A 15,266-nucleotide genomic window follows, 5' to 3' on the forward strand; every position below is an offset into this window, starting at 1 on the left:
TCGAGGATCAGCCCCATGCCGCGTGCCCGCAGTGCCTCGACCAAGCGACGCAGCGCCGCCTCGCCGCCCAGCTCGGGATTGATGCGGGTCGGGTCGATCACGTCGTAGCCGTGCATCGAGCCGGGGCGGGCGGTCAGCAACGGCGAGGCGTACAGATGGCTGATGCGAGTGCGGCGAAGTAGTCGACCAGCGCGGTGGCGTCGTCGAGGGTGAAGTCGCGGTGGAACTGCAGGCGCAGCGTGGCAGTGAGCGGCTTCATCGACGGCTTCCTTCGCGGTGATCGTGGCGGGCCTTGTTCAGGCAATGCAGGCGGCGGCTGCAGACGGGTGGTCGAGCGGGTGGCGCTGTCGTACGGGTAGCGCCGTCGCCAGTTCGGATGGATTTCGACGATGCGGGCATATTGGTCTGCTCGCTGAGGCCGAGCGCATCCTCCACCGGCAGCAATGCCAGCGGCGCGGGGGTATGGCCGAGGAAACAGGCGGCGGCATCGACCGCCTGTTGAACCTCCAGCAGCTGCCCGGGATCGCGCCCGCCGTCTTCGCAGAGCACGCGCTTCAGCCGGATGCTCGCGCTCGTCGGCGCGCTCGTGCTCGAGTGCGCGCAGAGAGACTCGCGCTCCGCTTCGCTAGCTGGCCGATCCTGATCGCCAGTCGATGTCATGCCCGCTCCACCACCCGGCGAGCGGCGGAATATCGTGGGTGGTGCTGGTCGCCAGCGCCTGATCGGAGTACTGACCGGCGCGCTGGAAATGGCCGTCGTGCTGCTCGAACAGCAGCACGCGCATGCCGAGTATGCCGCGCGCGGCGAGCACCTCGCGCAGGCCTTCGGGGATGGTGCCGAGGTCTTCGCCGAGGATCACCGCGCGGTGCCGCCAGGCCTCCAGGCAGAGCAGGCGCAGCATGTCGTCGAAGGGGTAGTTGAGGTACACGCCGCGCTTCGGATCGGCGCCGGCCGGCATCACCCACAGGCGCTTGAGGCCCAGCACGTGGTCGATGCGCATGCCGCCAGCGTGCGCAAGGTTGGCGCGCAGCATCTCGATGTAGGCGCGAAAGCCGTGGCGCTGCAGGCCCCAGGGTGAGAACGCGGAGATGCCCCAGTTCTGCCCGGCGCGATTCATCACGTCCGGTGGCGCGCCGACGCTGAGCGCAGCCAGGAGTTCGGCCTGCCGGCTCCAGGCCTGACTGCCGCCGCCATCGGCGCCGACGGCCAGATCCGAGATCAGGCCGATGCGCATGCCGGCGCTACGCGCGGCGACATGGGCGCGTTGCAGGCCGCGCGCCATCAGCCATGGGCCGAAGGCGTGGTAGCTGACCGCATCGGCGTGTTCGCGGGCAAACGCGGCCACCGCCGGGCTGGCCGGATCGCGGTATTCGGCCGGCCAGGCATTCCAGTGCTGCGGGTTGCCCTCGGCATCGCGCAGGTGGTCGTGCAGCGCCTCGAACCGGCAGTGGTTTTCCAGCGCTTCGCCCCGCTGGCGCGGAAGCTGTCGAAATCGACCTGCTGCGCATTGCCGCCGCGATTGAAATCCTCGAACAGCTGACGCAGCAGGCGCTGACGGCTGAGCGCCACGGCCGGCCAGTCGATCAGCTCCAGCTGCTCCAGACGCTCCGCTCGCGGCCCAGATCGCAGGTTTGGATGCCTAGCTGCACCGGGCGCTCGCCGAGGATTGCGCCGGGCGCGGCGTGCAGCACATTGAGGAAAAGCCGGCTGGATGGCGAGTAGGGGCTGTACTGATGGGGATAGGCGCCGAACATGGCGTGCACCGGCTGATGCCCAGCGCGTCGGCACCATGGGCGGCGGCACTGCGGGCCAGGGTTTCCAGCGCCTGGGTATCGCCCAGGCCGCCGTCGCCTGGCCGGCGCAGGGCATACAGCTGCACGGTGAGGCCCCAGGCGTCGGGACCGGCGATGTCCGCACAGTCGGGCAGGCATGCGGCGCCACCGCCACGGTCAGCTGGTGCTCGGCGATGCTCAGCTGGTAGTAGCCGGGAGTGCCGATCGCCGGCAGCCGCGCCTGCTCGTCGAGCTGGCCGTCACGGGCTTCGCCGTCCTCGGACGTCAGCTGGTAGTGGCTCGCCGGCGCGAAATAGCTGCCCAGTTCCAGCGCGGCGTGCTGGTCGCAGGTCAACAGCGGCGGCACGCCGCCGTGGTTGTACTGTTGCGCGAGCAGATCGAGGCTGGCCTGAATGTCGGCTTCGCTGTGCGCGGCCAGCCCGAGGCAGCCCAGCACCTCGCGAAGCACCTGCGGCTCGACGCGTTGCGGGCAGTTGTCGGCGTCCGTCCAGTCGACGGACAGCCCCGCGGCAGTGGCCAGGCGGATCAGCGATTCGTCACTCATGGTCTTTCTCCAGATACAGCCTGGCCAGACGCGGCGCCAACGTATCGCGTGCATCGACCACCTCGCGGCTGGCGAACAGCAGTTGGGCAACGGCGGGGCCTCCGACAGCGGCGCGGCCTGCTCGCCGAGATTCAGCTCCAGGCGCAATCGGCAGCCGCCGCCGAGGCGCCAGTGCACCAGCACCGCTGCATCGCCCAGCACACAGGCATCGAGAAAACGCGCACCGGCAGGCGCGGCACGATCTCGCGCCGACGAATGTCCAGCAGCTGGCGATACAGCGCCTGCCATTCGGCATGCCCCGGCTCCTGGCGCGCGCCGAAATCCGGGCACGAGGCGTCGAAGGTGGCGATGGCGTTGGGGTCCGGGATGCGCTCGCGGGTGTTCTCGTCGGCGAACTCGGCAAAACTCGGCGAACTCGTTGCGGCGGCCTTCGCGCACGGCGTCCGCCAGTTCGCCGTGGTGGCTGGTAAAGAACAGGAACGGCTGGCGCGCGCCCATTCTTCGCCCATGAATAGCAGCGGAATCATCGGCGAGAGCAACAGCACGGCCGTCGCGGCACGCAGCGATTGCGGGTCGGCGAGGCTGATCAGGCGCTCGCCGAAGGCGCGGTTGCCGATCTGGTCGTGGTTCTGCAGGAACAGCACGAAAGCGGTCGGGGACAGGTGGCCGCTGGGTTCACCGCGCGTCTCGCCACGGCGGTTGGCCTCGCCCTGGTAGATGAAACCCTCGCCGAGAAAGCGCGCCAGCTTGGCCGTGGCGTCGCCGTGGTAGTCGGCGTAGTAGCCCTGGCGCTCGCCGGTGAGCAGACAGTGCAGGACATTGTGGCCGTCGTCGTTCCACTGCGCGGTGAAGCCCTGGGCCAGCAGGCTGGCGCGGTTGTCCTCGTTCTCCAGCACCAGGTGGACGTGCCGGCCGGGTTCGGTTGCCTCGCGCACCCGGGCCGCCAGTTCGGTGAGGGAAGCTGCGTTCCGGGATGGCGTGCACGGCGTCCAGGCGCAGGCCGTCGAAGCGCGGTATCCTGCAGCCACATCAACGCGTTGTCGATGAAGAAATCGCGCACCTCGCGGCGGCGGAAGTCGATGGCATCGCCCCAAGGCGTCTGCTGGTCATGGCGGAAGAAGTGCTTGGCGTAACGGCCGAGGTAGTTGCCGTCCGGGCGAAGTGGTTGTAGACCACATCGAGGAAGACCATCAGGCCGTGGCCGTGGGCGCTGTCGATCAGCTGCTTGAGCTCGGCCGGCGAGCCGTAGGCCGCCTCCGGGGCGTAGGGCAGTACGCCGTCGTAGCCCCAGTTGCGCTCGCCAGGAAATTCCGCCAGCGGCATCAGCTCGATGGCCGTGACGCCAGCGCGGCGAGGTCCGCCAGGCGCCGCTCGACCCCGGCAAAGCCACGAGCAGGCCAGCATGCAATTCGTAGAGCACCGTTTCGTGCCACGGGCGGCCCTGCCAGTCGGCGTGACGCCACAGGTAGTCGTGGGGTCGACCACCACGCTGGGGTCGTGCACATCGCCGGCCTGCGCGCGTGACGCCGGGTCGGGCACCTGCAGTTCGCCGTCGATGAGGAAAGCGATTACAGCGTACCCGCGCCATACGGAGCATCCACGCCGTACCAGCCATCCGCCTCGGGCTGCATCGGCAGCGTTTCGCCGCCAACGATAACCAGCGCCACGCTTGCGGCATCCGGCGCCCAGAGCCTGAAGCGGGTGTGTTGCAGTCCAGCAGTTGTGGGCCGTGTCGTCCGATGGGGGCACGCATGGATGGCATTGACTGTCTCGGTGGCGCACTCAGGAAATGGCGTGGGCGGCCTCGCGGTGGACGCCCAGCAGTGCTGGTACAGGATGGTCGTACGGGGCGATGGCGTGGCGCCAGAAGAATCGGTGGCCATCCCCGGCAGCGCATGGCGCACAGCCGCTCGGCCCGAGAAGCTACAAGCTCCCCATGGAGCTTGCAGAAGGGATGCGCCAGGCGACCAAGAATTGGCAGGATCTTTACCAGATGCCTGAAAGAGGGCACTCAAGCAAAAACGCCCCACTCGCGTTTGATCGACTGTAAGCAAGGCCCGCATCTCGCGGGGCTTTTTACGCTAGCGCAAGGAAGCGCCATGTATCGAATCGCTGCAACTCTGCTACTCCTTCCCTTACCAGTTATCGCCGCACAGCTTGAATGCCGAGTGATTGGGATTTCTGACGGCGACACCATCAACTGTCTAACCGCCGACCGCGTGCCCGAGCGAATACGCCTGCGAGGGATTGATGCACCCGAAAGCAAACAGCCCTTCGGTGCCCAATCTAAGCAGCACCTGTCCGGGCTGGTGTACCGGAGGACGGTGATCGTTGATTCAGCTAGCCGCGACAGATGGGGCCGCATCATCGGCACCGTATGGGTAGAGCCTGCTGATTGCGTCAACTGCGGCCCAACGCTGGATGCAGGCCGGGCGCAACTCGCCTCTGGTATGGCTTGGTGGTTCAGGCGCTACGCGAAGCAGCAACCATTGGAGGAGCGGCTCTCGTATGAGTTTGAGGAGAAAGAGGCCTCACTCGTCGAATCGGGCTATGGCGTGACCCTCAGCCTATTCCGCCTTGGGACTGGCGCCGCGGAAAACGGTGATCCTCACTACTTAGTAACTGATGACAGACTCAACCCGATCAGTGATCGGCTTATAACCCCCCGCTACGAATCTCAATGCGACTCATAGCTCTGGCTCTCACTACCATATTCACCATTAGCGGCTGCGCTATGCACTCAGAGAAAGCCTCGTTGTCCTCCGGCCAAATTGGCTGCGCTCCTTCGCAGATAACGATATCGGACGACGACGTCACCTTCAGAACCGCTTCATGGGTAGCCACTTGCAAAGGCAAGAGGTTCTATTGCGTTCGAAAGGCTTACGACGACACCAACTGCACCAAAGAACTGGATTAGTCCAACGGGCTGAGGCAAGGAAGCGTAAACATGAGCTATCTGGTGCTAACCCGCCGACAAGGCGAAAAAATCACTCTGCGCGTTCAGCCAGGCACGAATGCCGAGGATCTCCTAGCCGAGCTCTTGTTGGACGGCATTACCGTTACGGTTAAGGAGATCAAGGGCAGCAAGGCGCAGATAGCGATTGAAGCTCCGCTCGATTTGCAGATTCTGCGGAGAGAACTGGAAGAGCGGTGAGAGGCACGTCGTTTGCGCATGATCCCGTCGGGACGGCAAGCACATGGTCAATACCAATACAGCAATTCTGAAAACTGAGGTGCGTGTTGGCTGTAGCTGGGTTGATTAAAGGTATCGAGACACTATCGAACCGGTTAGCGTCGGCTAGGAAAGGAATCATTTACCTTCCAAGGGCGCTTTATACCTCAGGGTTTGTCGCTGTGCTCGCAGCATTCTTAAAGCGAAACAAGGCAGCGCCGGCACGTTTGCTTCCATCATATGACCAATTAGCCCCGCACTTAGCGGGGCTTTTTGTATCTGTCCTGCGCCTGTTATTCGTAATCAGTGCAAGCCTGACCGGCTGTGGCCTTTAACCCAAGTCGGGGACTGCCAGGCCGGCGGAAGGCGCAGTCACCTTTCGCCTCCTTGTGTATGAAGACCCCTCTCTTTGATTTGTGGGTCGTCTTCGGGCCAGTCCAGTACTTACAGCTACCGCAACGATTTAGGAGATGAGGGCTATCGATCGCCAGGTGATTGAGTTGAAAACTGGTCAGGTCGTTAGCTGCGCTCGCCGGGGTCTCCTAGCGCTTGATCGCTCTTGCTTGTCCCGCTTTTCCTGCTTGTCGAACCAACCATGAATAATCGGCGCAAGCACCACAGCCACGATCATGAACAGTGGTGACTTGGTCAGATCGCTAAGTAGAAGCGCGGCCCCGACCAAACCGCCTATCCATAGCCATCGCTTCATTTCTTTCCCTCGAAATTCATATCCAAGCTAGATCGGCCAAAGGGCAGAATCCTTAACGCCAAGAAAACTTCACCGCATGACGTAAAACGCACCACGCGGGGCTTTTCGTTTCAGGTCCCTGCCCTAATTCCTCCACACCAACCGCACCCACGGCCCTACCGTACCACCATCAACTCATCCCACCTCGTCGTATAACGCTGGCTCATCAGCTCACGCTTCATCGACCACTCAGCCGTGGCCGGGATGCGACCGAGACGAACCGTGCCCCTACCCTCACGCGCGTTGATTCGGTCGACAACTTCCATCAGCCGGTCGGCACCGAGTCGAGGTGCATCCGCGAACAGGTCGCCAGTGAATTCGCCGCGCTGACGCAGATCCATCAGCAGTACCTCTGCCTTGCTGTAGGCGTAGCCGAGCCGAAAAATCGCTTCCAACCCACGAACAGCCGCGGCGGCGAGCACCCGGGTGTCATCGGTGGGATATGGCAGAGGGCAGCTAATTGCGTTGGCGTAGCGCGGCTGATTGGGGTTGTGCATACCGGTGCGGATGGCCAACTGCAGCGCACCGGCCAGGCTATTCTGCGCGCGGAGCTTCTCGGCAGCCTTGGTGACGTAGGCCACGACAGCTTCGCGGATTGGGGCGATGTCACGCAGGCGGCTGCCGAACATCTTCGAGGAGCAGATCATCTGCCGGGGCGGTACCGCCTCCTCCAGATCGAGGCAGGAGATTCCGCGCAGCTCGCGCGCAGTTTTCTCCAGCACCACACTGAACTGCCGGCGCAGCGATGCCGGGTCGCATTGCGCCAGATCCCAGGCCGTTTGGATGCCCAGCGGACGCAGGCGAGCAGTTAGCCGTCGGCCAACGCCCCATACCTCGCCAACCTCTGTCATCCGCAACAGCCTGTCGCGCCGCTCCGGGTCACGCAGGTCGATCACGCCGCCGGACTTGCGCCAGGTCTTCGCTGCCCAGTTGGCGAGCTTGGCCAAGGTCTTCGTCGGCCCGATCCCAACCCCCACCGGTATACCGGTCCAGCGCAGCACTCGCTCTCGCGCCTCATGCCCCAGCGGCAACAGGTCGCCCGTCATCCCTGCCAGGTCGGCGAACGCCTCGTCGATGCTGTACACCTCGATACGCGGAAACATCCCCTCCAACGTCGTCATCACCCGGGCACTCATCTGCCCGTAAAGCTCATAGTTGCTTGAGAAACAGACCACGCCCCACTCGCGCATCTGGTCGCGCCATTGGAAATACGGAGCGCCCATCGGAATGCCGAGCCGTTTGGCCTCTCGGGTACGAGCGATTACGCAGCCGTCGTTGTTGCTCAGCACCACGACCGGTACGCCATCCAGCCACGGACGGTAGACGCGTTCACATGAGCAGTAGAACGAGTTGCAGTCGATCAGCGCGAACATAGCTGGTGCAGATTGTGAGTGGCCACACCCCAAACGTGCAGGGACTCGGTAACGCGGATAGCGCGGTAATCGGGATTCTCGGCCTGCAGCCACACGCCTTCCTGCGACACCTGCAGTCGTTTAACAGTCATGCCGCCGTCGACGTAGGCAACGACAATGTGCCCGGCGCGCGCCTCCAGTGCCCGGTTCACCACGAGCACATCGCCGTCGTAAATGCCGGCGCCGACCATACTGGGCCCCTCTACCCTCACCAGATAGACGTGTGGCGTACGCAGGTCGACCAGCTCATCAATAGATAGCGTGACCTCCTCATAGTCCGCCGCGGGCGAAGGAAAGCCCGCGGGAACGCGAGTGTCGACGAACTGGAGGAATGTTGACGACGGGCCAAGCTGGCCGAGGATAGTGGCGCGCATGATACTGCTCTGCGATTACTGTATATGCGTACAGTAAACCGTGAGCACTTCATGCGGTCAATGAAGTAAGGCAGCCATCCGATAGCAGGCTGGAGGGGATATGTGCGGTCGCTTTACACAGTACCGAACAGCGGTCGAGTACCTAGATGCGCTGCGCTATGACAAGCCGATCGAAAGCGCCATCAATCCAGAGCCGATAGACCGCTTCAACGTAGCGCCGCGCTCGAAGGTAATGATTTTCTACGAGACAGACACCGGCTTACGAATGGCGCGGTTACCGTGGGGCTATCAGCCATTTTGGGCAATGGGAAAACGACCGCCAGCCATCAACGCGCGTGTCGAGACGGCAGCGACCAGCCGGTTTTTCCGAGACATCTGGGCCACCGGTCGAACGCTAGTTGCGGCAGATGGGTGGTTCGAGTGGGTAAAAGACCCCACCGACCCGAAGAAGAAACAGCCTTACTACATCCGTCGCAAGGACGGCGCGCCGCTATGGTTCGCCGCGCTGGCTCAGCTGGATCGCACCGGCCTGACCGATCACAACGGGGATGGGTTCGTAATCATCACCGCCGACAGCGACCAGGGGATGCTAGACATCCATGATCGACGGCCTGTCGTGTTTGAGGCTGACCGCGCGCGAGAATGGATCGAGCCGGACCTGTCTTTAGAACGAGCCGAGGAGCTGGCTCGCGACTTGGCATTACCGGTCGACGCCTTCGAATGGTTCGCTGTAGATAAGGCAGTCGGCAACGTTCGTAATGAGGGGCGGCATCTGATCGAGCCGACATCCGCACCCTTGCTCTGACCCTAGGTTCGGGCTTCGTTCCAGCAGGCGCTCTTAGTAGTGCCCCGATTTGGTCCCGCCGCACATCATGCACTTGCTGTAATCGCCCCAACGGCCTTCAAGGTGCCTGACGAATCCGCCGCATCGATGACAACCGCCATCGGCGCCGTTCTCCCATCGGTACAGGAGGACCAAGCGCCAGGCGAACCAAAGAGCGCCCAAACCAGATAGTCCGGCCAGAAACCACCTGGCAGGGACAATCACCGTCTCAAGCGTCGGGCTAAGGGTGTCCATCGCGCCGCCGGTGAAGGCCAGCAGAGCGAGCCCGAGCAGCATGAGTGCCGTTGGTAGCGCGAATAGCCGAACAGATCGCTCGACAGCCGTTACGTTGATTTCCACCTGAAATACCTCCGTGTATGTGATAGCCAAACGCTAGCCATAAAGCGCGTGGTTGTCTCCCCTGGGGGAATCTGACGTGTCTACTTTTCGCACGGGTTCTTCCTCTCGGCGCTATCGCAGCCCCGTCCCGGCAATCCCCACACCCGCAAATACTGGATACCCAACCAGTAAAAAGCTTGCATAAGGCCAAATCGAGAGTAACATGACGTTAATTACGACATGTCTTGTTGATTTACAGTGAGGCAGCTTATGAGCACTATCGACAAGCCGAGAGGCCGCCAGGTGCGCCCCAACCGAGCCGAACTAACCGCAGCCTGGTCACGCATTCGTGATGCGGCAGATAAGGGCAGCATTCCCGCCAGCGCCCTTCTCATCGCACTTAGCGAGAACAAGCCCTTTGTCAGCTGCCGGGAGCTTTTCGTATGAGCACCAGAGCCGCACAACTCGCAAACAAGCGCGACGACATACAGCGGCTCGCCGAGCAGCGAGGCCTGCAGATTGAAACGCTTCCCTCTGGCCACATTCGCGTCTTTGGCGTTGGCGTCGATATCCGCGTGGTCGACCTGGCGTACCTGAGCAGCTACGACCTGCTCCCGGCGACCCGATGAGCGCGCTCGCCATCACCGCGCATGACCCGCACCCAAGGCCCTTCCACAAGGGATTTGCACCGAAGTATCACGCTCGCCTAAAGCACGACGGCCGGACCCTGGCAGTGCTCCAAGGCGATACCCAGGAGAGCGCATTCAGCCGCGCCGAGCGCCTAACTGAAGCTCTCTTACTCAATCGCAGCAGCGTCTCGATCGAAGACGCCTGACTCAAGGAGACATACCGTGTTCGGACTGAAACTGCTCAGCGAGCCTCAAGAACCCACCCTCGAAGATCAGCTTGAAGAAGCGCACGCGCTCGCTGATTCCTTGCGCAGCGAAATCGAAGCCGCAACGAACGACAGCACAGCTGCCAAGCGTCCCATCAGTGGGATGCACGACGATCTCCGCGCCACTGAAGGCGAGATTGATCGGCTCGGCCGCGAAATCGTGAAGCGCGACGACCTGCTGAATTGGAAGGCGGCGCGAGACAGCGCCGACGCAGACATCAAGGCCGCTAAGAAAGAGATGGACGCAGCAGGCAAAGCCCTGGCGGCGCTTGATGCTGACTATGAAAAGGCGAGTGCCAAACTGACCAAGCTGCAAGCCGCTGCCGATGCAGAACTCGCCGAGGCCAAACATAGCGAGAGCCAAGCTGCAGAGGCCTACGCAGCCGCAATGGCGCAGGGCAGCGAGTCTGAAGAAGCCGCCGCCCTGGACACGCTAAATGGTCGTTCCGAAGCGCTTGAGCAGGTCCAGCGCAAGACCGCTCGGCAGGCCGTCATCCTCCAAGCACTGCAAAGTCAGGTCGATTCGATTGAGCAGAAGCGTGCCGCTGAAAGGCAGCGCTTTGAGAGCGCCCGCGAGCGCCGGCTGCTCGCCGTACGACACAAGCTCGGCGCACGGTGGGACGCGATGGCAAGCGAGATGTCGGAGCTGGCCGCTCAAATCGTCGCCGTGGATTGGGCAATTAGCCGCAATTCTCGGGCGATGGACGACCTGCACATCCCCGTCACTGCGAAAGACGGTGGTGCGCCGATTACTGCGAGGAAAGTACGAGACTCCAGCGGCGCCATTGATGTCGACGCGCTGCGTCCCTGAGTAAACCTGCAAGGCGCCCAGTCGGCCAGTGGCGTAGTAACCCCGACAGCCGGCGCGCTCCTACCTTTGGGGGCGGTGGTCGGCACTACTCCAGGCAACTCATGCCAACCGCGACCGCCCGCCCCAAGAGGACAGCGCCATGACCATCGATCTCAACAATGATTTTCTGCTGGACGGGGCTATCCGTTACGCCCTGGCGGATATGGAGAAGCAGCGCGATTGCTTGCTCCGAGCCTTAGCAGGAAGCCAGGTCGACCGAGAATTCGTCCGCGGCATATTGAATCTTGCTCTCCCACTCATGGAGGACGGGGAATGTCTCGCTACCTCGGCGCACTAATCGACCTGGCCTTCGATTTGTGGGATGAGGCGCGAGAACTACTGTTTGATCGCCTTAATAAGCCAGAACGGTCAATCAGCACGCCCCAACCGAATTTTGTCATCGCCGAGCGTACAGAAGACCGAGCACTCGACGAGGTTTTGCTCGTCGCTCTTGAGGAGCTGAATCTAAGGGCTCCCGGTATGGATCCAGACGACGTGACAACGCAGCGCACGCATCTGCTTGCAGCGCTAGCTGGCAATAAGGAGCACCGACTCATAGCAGCGCAAGTCCTCAAGGATCTTCACGTCGAAACAGAAGGGGCCGTCCAGTGAAAAACGTAGCAACGCAGGTCGTCATCGACGGTAAGAACAACACGCGCTCTGCCTTCGACGACCTCAACCGCCAGATTGACCAGACCAATCAAAAACTGGCCGTAGCCGGCAGGGTTTTTAAGGCTGCCTTTTCAGCTGCCGCTGTTACTGCCGCAGCTCGAAGCTACTCGACGCTGGCAGACCAAAGCACCCAGATCAATTCTCGGTTGAAGCTGACGGCGAGGTCCCAGGAAGAATTCAACCGCGCGCTAGGCGATGTGCGCCGGATTGCGAACGAAAACGGCGCCTCGATTACGTCGGTCACGCAGCTATATTCCCGCCTAACCCCCGCTCTGCGCGAAGCCGGTCGCAGCCAAACCGACGTCGCCAAGGTGACCGAGGCAGTTACCAAGGCAATGCGCATCTCTGGCGCGTCAGCATCAGAGTCCGCTTCAGGTATCCAACAGTTCGCCCAGGCCCTGGGGGCCGGTGTGCTGCGCGGTGACGAGTTCAACAGCATCGCTGAAACCGCGCCACGCCTGATGCAGGCGCTGGCTGATGGGCTTGGTGTACCAGTAGGAAAGCTGCGCGAGATGGCCGCCGCGGGCCAGCTTACGGCCGAAGTTGTCACGAATGCGTTGCTCACTCAGCTGCCTAAACTGACGGCCGAGTTCGAGGCGATGGGCGAAACGTTCGGCACGGCCGGACAGCGTCTTGAGAACGCTGCTATCGATATGGTCGGCGCCTTCGACAAGATGACCGGCGCATCTTCAGCGGCCACGAAGGCAATGAATGACCTTGCCGAAGCCATGAACAAGGTTTCGAGCGGTGAGTTCCTCGATACCTTCCGTGACGAGAAGCAGACAGTAGGCGGAATCAACACCGAGATATCGGTTCTGCTCTCCAAGCTTCGCGAGCTCAACAGCCAGCGAGACAAGCTGAAGAGCGGAAACTGGTTCGAACGCTTGGCTATGTCGCTGAGGGGAGTCACAGAGGAATCCATCAAGACCGAGGAGCAGCAAACCAAGCGGCAGATTCAATCGCTCCGTGACCAACTGAAGGGGCGGGCCGACGTAAACGAAGAGATATCGGCTGAAGAAAAAGCCCACGGCGACCGGATTGGCCAGCTGAAAGCCAATCAGCTTGAGTCCCTGAAGAAGAACTTAAGCGACGAAGAAAAGGCGCAGAAGGCTGCCAACGACAGAATGGCAAGCCTCAAAGCCGAACGCCTCCGGATTGAGGAAGAGTTCGCCACCTCGATTAACAAGACGAGTGCAGGAGCAAGCGGAGAGCCGAGTTTCAACGGCGCCATGGGCCTGAAAGCCGGGGCGCGCGAATCCCTCCTGGTCGATAAGAACGGCGAGCAGACAGTGCGCCAGGCGAGAGAAGCGCTATCCATCCTGGAACAGCTCGAATCGGCCGGCGTGAATAGCTACGGATTCAAAGGCCTGAAGGAAGAGCTGCAAGCACTAGCGTTAGCTGGTAATGACCTGCAGCAGCAACAGGCACAAGAGAACATCGACCAGATTGGTAGCAGCATCGACTCGCTGAAAACGAAGATCGACAGCCTGCCTAAGGTGGTCGTCGGCTTCGAGTACTCATCGGAAGACGACGCGACTATCAGAGGGATGATCGACCAGCTTGCGGTTGATCTGACGAGGCGGCTCACCATTCCCGTCAATGTCACCGGGCAGGCCGGCGCCATTAACAGTGATGTTCCGGATGTCCCGCAGTACGCAACTGGCGGCTACATCAGCGGCCCCGGCACCGGAACCAGCGACAGCATCCCGGCGCTCCTCTCGAATGGCGAGTACGTCATACGGGCGGCAGCCGTACGCAAGCTGGGCAAGAACGCGCTCGACCTACTCAACCGCGGGATCCACATCCCACGGTTTGCCGATGGCGGGATGGTTGGGACCGTTGCGAGCTTAGACACCGGGCCGCGCAATCTCGGATCGCTTGATATCAACCTCGGCGGCGATACGTTCCAAGTGCTGGCGGACTCCGCCCAAGCCGACCAGCTGCGCCTGGCCGCTAAGAAGTTCGGTCGCACCCACCGATGACCCGCTCATGATAGATATCCTCACGTCCGCAACAGACAGTCGGTGGCTCCTCGTCCCATGGCTTAATGATGAGATGGCTCAACCCCTGCAGACAGTCCAAGCCTTCCAGCTGACTCACAGCCATCGCCTACCGGGCACGCTCGTTACGATGACGGCGAACGGTACCGCGATCATTCATATCATTGGCCCGATCCTACGTTATGCGAACCGCAAGTACGTCAGCACGGAACAGTTAGCTCTCGACTTCAAAGCTGCTTTGGATAGCACTGCTGTGCGGTCGATCGTGCTCAACGTGGACAGTCCCGGCGGCCAAGTTGCAGGCATCAATGAGCTAGCCGAACTGATCTACCGGGCGCGCCCAAGAAAGCGAATCACGGCCTATGTCGGTGGCACTGCAGCAAGCGCGGCTTACTGGATCGCCAGCGCAGCGCATCGGATCGTGATCGACGAAACCGCCCTGGTCGGCGGTATCGGCGCGGTGGCAGAGTACGCCGGCCGCACCGGCACCCTTCAGATCGTCAGCCGCAATGCTCCGAACAAGCGACCGGATCTATCTACCGAGCAAGGCCGCGCGAAGGTAGCCGAGACGATCGATGCGATCGGGGAGTTTTTTGCTCAACGGGTCGCTCGGAACCTCGGCGTAAAGCCTGAGCAGATTGCAAAGATTGGCGATCAAGGCGGGCTCCGAATGGGCGCTGACGCGGTTAGAGCTGGTCTAGCTCATGGCCTCGGGTCTCTGCAGACCGTGCTTGCAGGTAAGCCAGCAACGCTGCCGCCAGCGCGCAAGATCGCCCAGCCATCCAAGGCATCTACCGCAGCCATATCCGTACCAGCACCGGCAGCGCCTGAGCCTACCCCTGAAAATCTCGCGTCCCGCTCAGAGATAACGACGGCAAGCATCTGGCAAAAGAGGAACTGCCGATGATCCGCATCGTCGCCAAGGGATTCAAAGAGGCTAAGAAGGAGCTTGCCAGGATCGAGAAGCAGATCCCGTATGCCACAGCCCGGGCGCTCACCTTCACGGCCAAGGCAGCTAAGCAGGACATTGAGAGCGAGATGCGCTCGGTATTCGACCGTCCTACCCGCTGGACGCTGAATAGCCTCTATCTGGAAGCAGCGCGCAAGGACAAGCTGCAGGCTCGGATAGGTGTGAAGGGGGATGCAAGCCGGGGCGATCCGCCAAGCAAGTGGCTGACCCCCGAGGTTCATGGTGGGACACGAACTCCAAAGCCCAGCGAACGCGCACTGCGTCAGCGTGGCTTGCTCCCTTCGGGCAAGTATGTGCTGCCAGGCAAGGGCATGAAGCTCGACTCGTTCGGCAACGTCAGCGGCGCCAGGATGAAGAGCATCCTCGAACGGATCGGACTCAAGCCACAGCAGGAAGACGGCAAGCCAAAGAACCGTCGAAGTGTCTTTGTCATTCGTCGAGGGAATCAGCCCATCGGAATTGCTGAGCGCACTGGCAAGGGGGCCGACAAGATGAGCGTGATCCTCGCCTTCGGTAGGCGCCCCACCTATAAGCGCCGACTGGACTTCTACCGCATCGCTGACAAGGCGATCGCCGTGAACCTGAACCGTGAGATGAAGAAAGCCTTGGCTCATGCCCTACGGACGGCTAGGTAGCCCACCCCCATTGGGTCCTTCCAGACCCACCCCCCTATC

At 61.9% G+C, this 15,266-nt stretch carries 15 protein-coding genes and 3 pseudogenes; 12 read left to right on the top strand and 6 right to left on the bottom strand.

Features of this window, described 5'->3' with window-relative positions; translation table 11 throughout:
* Positions 1-2: 2 nt before the first annotated feature.
* The 3 pseudogenes from HU825_RS18810 to treZ form a co-directional block, all read right to left on the bottom strand.
* A pseudogene (locus HU825_RS18810) lies at positions 3-259 on the bottom strand (alpha-amylase family glycosyl hydrolase); the annotation flags it as partial.
* Positions 256-2,337, bottom strand: a pseudogene (malQ, locus tag HU825_RS00005) (4-alpha-glucanotransferase). The pseudogenes HU825_RS18810 and malQ, both read right to left, overlap by 4 nt.
* Positions 2,330-4,099, bottom strand: a pseudogene (gene treZ, locus HU825_RS00010) (malto-oligosyltrehalose trehalohydrolase). Before treZ ends, malQ begins: the two co-directional pseudogenes overlap by 8 nt.
* A gap of 337 nt (positions 4,100-4,436) precedes the next feature.
* Between treZ and HU825_RS00015 the strand changes: the two are divergent.
* Together HU825_RS00015 and HU825_RS00020 are read left to right on the top strand one after the other, a co-directional pair.
* Complete coding sequence (locus HU825_RS00015; RefSeq protein WP_234302668.1) at positions 4,437-5,030, top strand: thermonuclease family protein; 594 nt, start codon at positions 4,437-4,439, stop codon at positions 5,028-5,030.
* A gap of 254 nt (positions 5,031-5,284) precedes the next feature.
* A complete protein-coding gene (locus HU825_RS00020; protein ID WP_234302656.1) occupies positions 5,285-5,491 on the top strand; it encodes a carbon storage regulator in 207 nt (68 codons plus the stop codon).
* Between the two features lie 882 nt (positions 5,492-6,373).
* Here HU825_RS00020 and umuC read toward each other — a convergent pair.
* Together umuC and HU825_RS00030 are read right to left on the bottom strand one after the other, a co-directional pair.
* Positions 6,374-7,630: a translesion error-prone DNA polymerase V subunit UmuC gene (gene umuC / locus HU825_RS00025; RefSeq protein ID WP_234302657.1), complete on the bottom strand. Its 1,257-nt coding sequence runs from the start codon at positions 7,628-7,630 to the stop codon at positions 6,374-6,376.
* Complete coding sequence (locus HU825_RS00030; RefSeq protein WP_234302658.1) at positions 7,618-8,043, bottom strand: LexA family protein; 426 nt, start codon at positions 8,041-8,043, stop codon at positions 7,618-7,620. Before HU825_RS00030 ends, umuC begins: the two co-directional genes overlap by 13 nt.
* Before the next feature lie 100 nt (positions 8,044-8,143).
* Between HU825_RS00030 and HU825_RS00035 the strand changes: the two genes are divergently transcribed.
* Entirely contained in the window at positions 8,144-8,848 is a 705-nt protein-coding gene (locus HU825_RS00035; protein ID WP_234302659.1) for an SOS response-associated peptidase family protein, read from the top strand.
* Between the two features lie 33 nt (positions 8,849-8,881).
* On the opposite strand, the gene HU825_RS00040 is transcribed toward HU825_RS00035, so the two are convergent.
* Positions 8,882-9,226 carry a hypothetical protein gene (locus tag HU825_RS00040; protein WP_234302660.1) on the bottom strand — a complete coding sequence of 115 codons (345 nt, stop codon included), beginning with the start codon at positions 9,224-9,226 and terminating at the stop codon, positions 8,882-8,884.
* Positions 9,227-9,475: 249 nt separating this feature from the next.
* Between HU825_RS00040 and HU825_RS00045 the strand changes: the two genes are divergently transcribed.
* From HU825_RS00045 to HU825_RS00085, 9 genes are all read left to right on the top strand, one after another.
* Complete coding sequence (locus HU825_RS00045; RefSeq protein ID WP_234302661.1) at positions 9,476-9,652, top strand: hypothetical protein; 177 nt, start codon at positions 9,476-9,478, stop codon at positions 9,650-9,652.
* Positions 9,649-9,834, top strand: a complete 186-nt coding sequence (locus HU825_RS00050; RefSeq protein WP_234302662.1) for a hypothetical protein — start codon at positions 9,649-9,651, stop codon at positions 9,832-9,834. The genes HU825_RS00045 and HU825_RS00050 overlap by 4 nt, the downstream gene beginning before the upstream one ends.
* Positions 9,831-10,040: a hypothetical protein gene (locus HU825_RS00055; RefSeq protein ID WP_234302663.1), complete on the top strand. Its 210-nt coding sequence runs from the start codon at positions 9,831-9,833 to the stop codon at positions 10,038-10,040. The genes HU825_RS00050 and HU825_RS00055 overlap by 4 nt, the downstream gene beginning before the upstream one ends.
* Before the next feature lie 16 nt (positions 10,041-10,056).
* Positions 10,057-10,911, top strand: a complete 855-nt coding sequence (locus tag HU825_RS00060; protein WP_234302664.1) for a coiled-coil domain-containing protein — start codon at positions 10,057-10,059, stop codon at positions 10,909-10,911.
* Between the two features lie 139 nt (positions 10,912-11,050).
* Positions 11,051-11,248: a hypothetical protein gene (locus HU825_RS00065; protein WP_234302665.1), complete on the top strand. Its 198-nt coding sequence runs from the start codon at positions 11,051-11,053 to the stop codon at positions 11,246-11,248.
* Positions 11,224-11,562: a hypothetical protein gene (locus HU825_RS00070; protein WP_234302666.1), complete on the top strand. Its 339-nt coding sequence runs from the start codon at positions 11,224-11,226 to the stop codon at positions 11,560-11,562. Before HU825_RS00065 ends, HU825_RS00070 begins: the two co-directional genes overlap by 25 nt.
* The gene (locus tag HU825_RS00075) at positions 11,559-13,604 is read left to right on the top strand and encodes a tape measure protein (protein WP_234302667.1); all 2,046 of its coding nucleotides are present in this window, start codon (positions 11,559-11,561) and stop codon (positions 13,602-13,604) included. Before HU825_RS00070 ends, HU825_RS00075 begins: the two co-directional genes overlap by 4 nt.
* A 73-nt stretch (positions 13,605-13,677) precedes the next feature.
* Positions 13,678-14,529: a S49 family peptidase gene (locus HU825_RS00080; RefSeq protein WP_234302669.1), complete on the top strand. Its 852-nt coding sequence runs from the start codon at positions 13,678-13,680 to the stop codon at positions 14,527-14,529.
* The gene (locus tag HU825_RS00085; protein WP_234302670.1) at positions 14,526-15,227 is read left to right on the top strand and encodes a hypothetical protein; all 702 of its coding nucleotides are present in this window, start codon (positions 14,526-14,528) and stop codon (positions 15,225-15,227) included. Before HU825_RS00080 ends, HU825_RS00085 begins: the two co-directional genes overlap by 4 nt.
* Positions 15,228-15,266: the final 39 nt, after the last annotated feature.

The organism is Pseudomonas phenolilytica (assembly GCF_021432765.1).
Lineage (GTDB): Bacteria > Pseudomonadota > Gammaproteobacteria > Pseudomonadales > Pseudomonadaceae > Stutzerimonas > Stutzerimonas phenolilytica.

Excerpts from the sequence above, each read along its gene's own strand:
- HU825_RS00015 (WP_234302668.1), top strand. The coding sequence starts at position 4,437 with ATGTATCGAATCGCTGCAACTCTGCTACTCCTTCCCTTACCAGTTATC.
- HU825_RS00020 (WP_234302656.1), top strand. The coding sequence starts at position 5,285 with ATGAGCTATCTGGTGCTAACCCGCCGACAAGGCGAAAAAATCACTCTG.
- umuC (WP_234302657.1), bottom strand. The coding sequence starts at position 7,630 with ATGTTCGCGCTGATCGACTGCAACTCGTTCTACTGCTCATGTGAACGC.
- HU825_RS00030 (WP_234302658.1), bottom strand. The coding sequence starts at position 8,043 with ATGCGCGCCACTATCCTCGGCCAGCTTGGCCCGTCGTCAACATTCCTC.
- HU825_RS00035 (WP_234302659.1), top strand. The coding sequence starts at position 8,144 with ATGTGCGGTCGCTTTACACAGTACCGAACAGCGGTCGAGTACCTAGAT.
- HU825_RS00045 (WP_234302661.1), top strand. The coding sequence starts at position 9,476 with ATGAGCACTATCGACAAGCCGAGAGGCCGCCAGGTGCGCCCCAACCGA.
- HU825_RS00050 (WP_234302662.1), top strand. The coding sequence starts at position 9,649 with ATGAGCACCAGAGCCGCACAACTCGCAAACAAGCGCGACGACATACAG.
- HU825_RS00055 (WP_234302663.1), top strand. The coding sequence starts at position 9,831 with ATGAGCGCGCTCGCCATCACCGCGCATGACCCGCACCCAAGGCCCTTC.
- HU825_RS00065 (WP_234302665.1), top strand. The coding sequence starts at position 11,051 with ATGACCATCGATCTCAACAATGATTTTCTGCTGGACGGGGCTATCCGT.
- HU825_RS00070 (WP_234302666.1), top strand. The coding sequence starts at position 11,224 with ATGTCTCGCTACCTCGGCGCACTAATCGACCTGGCCTTCGATTTGTGG.
- HU825_RS00080 (WP_234302669.1), top strand. The coding sequence starts at position 13,678 with ATGGCTCAACCCCTGCAGACAGTCCAAGCCTTCCAGCTGACTCACAGC.
- HU825_RS00085 (WP_234302670.1), top strand. The coding sequence starts at position 14,526 with ATGATCCGCATCGTCGCCAAGGGATTCAAAGAGGCTAAGAAGGAGCTT.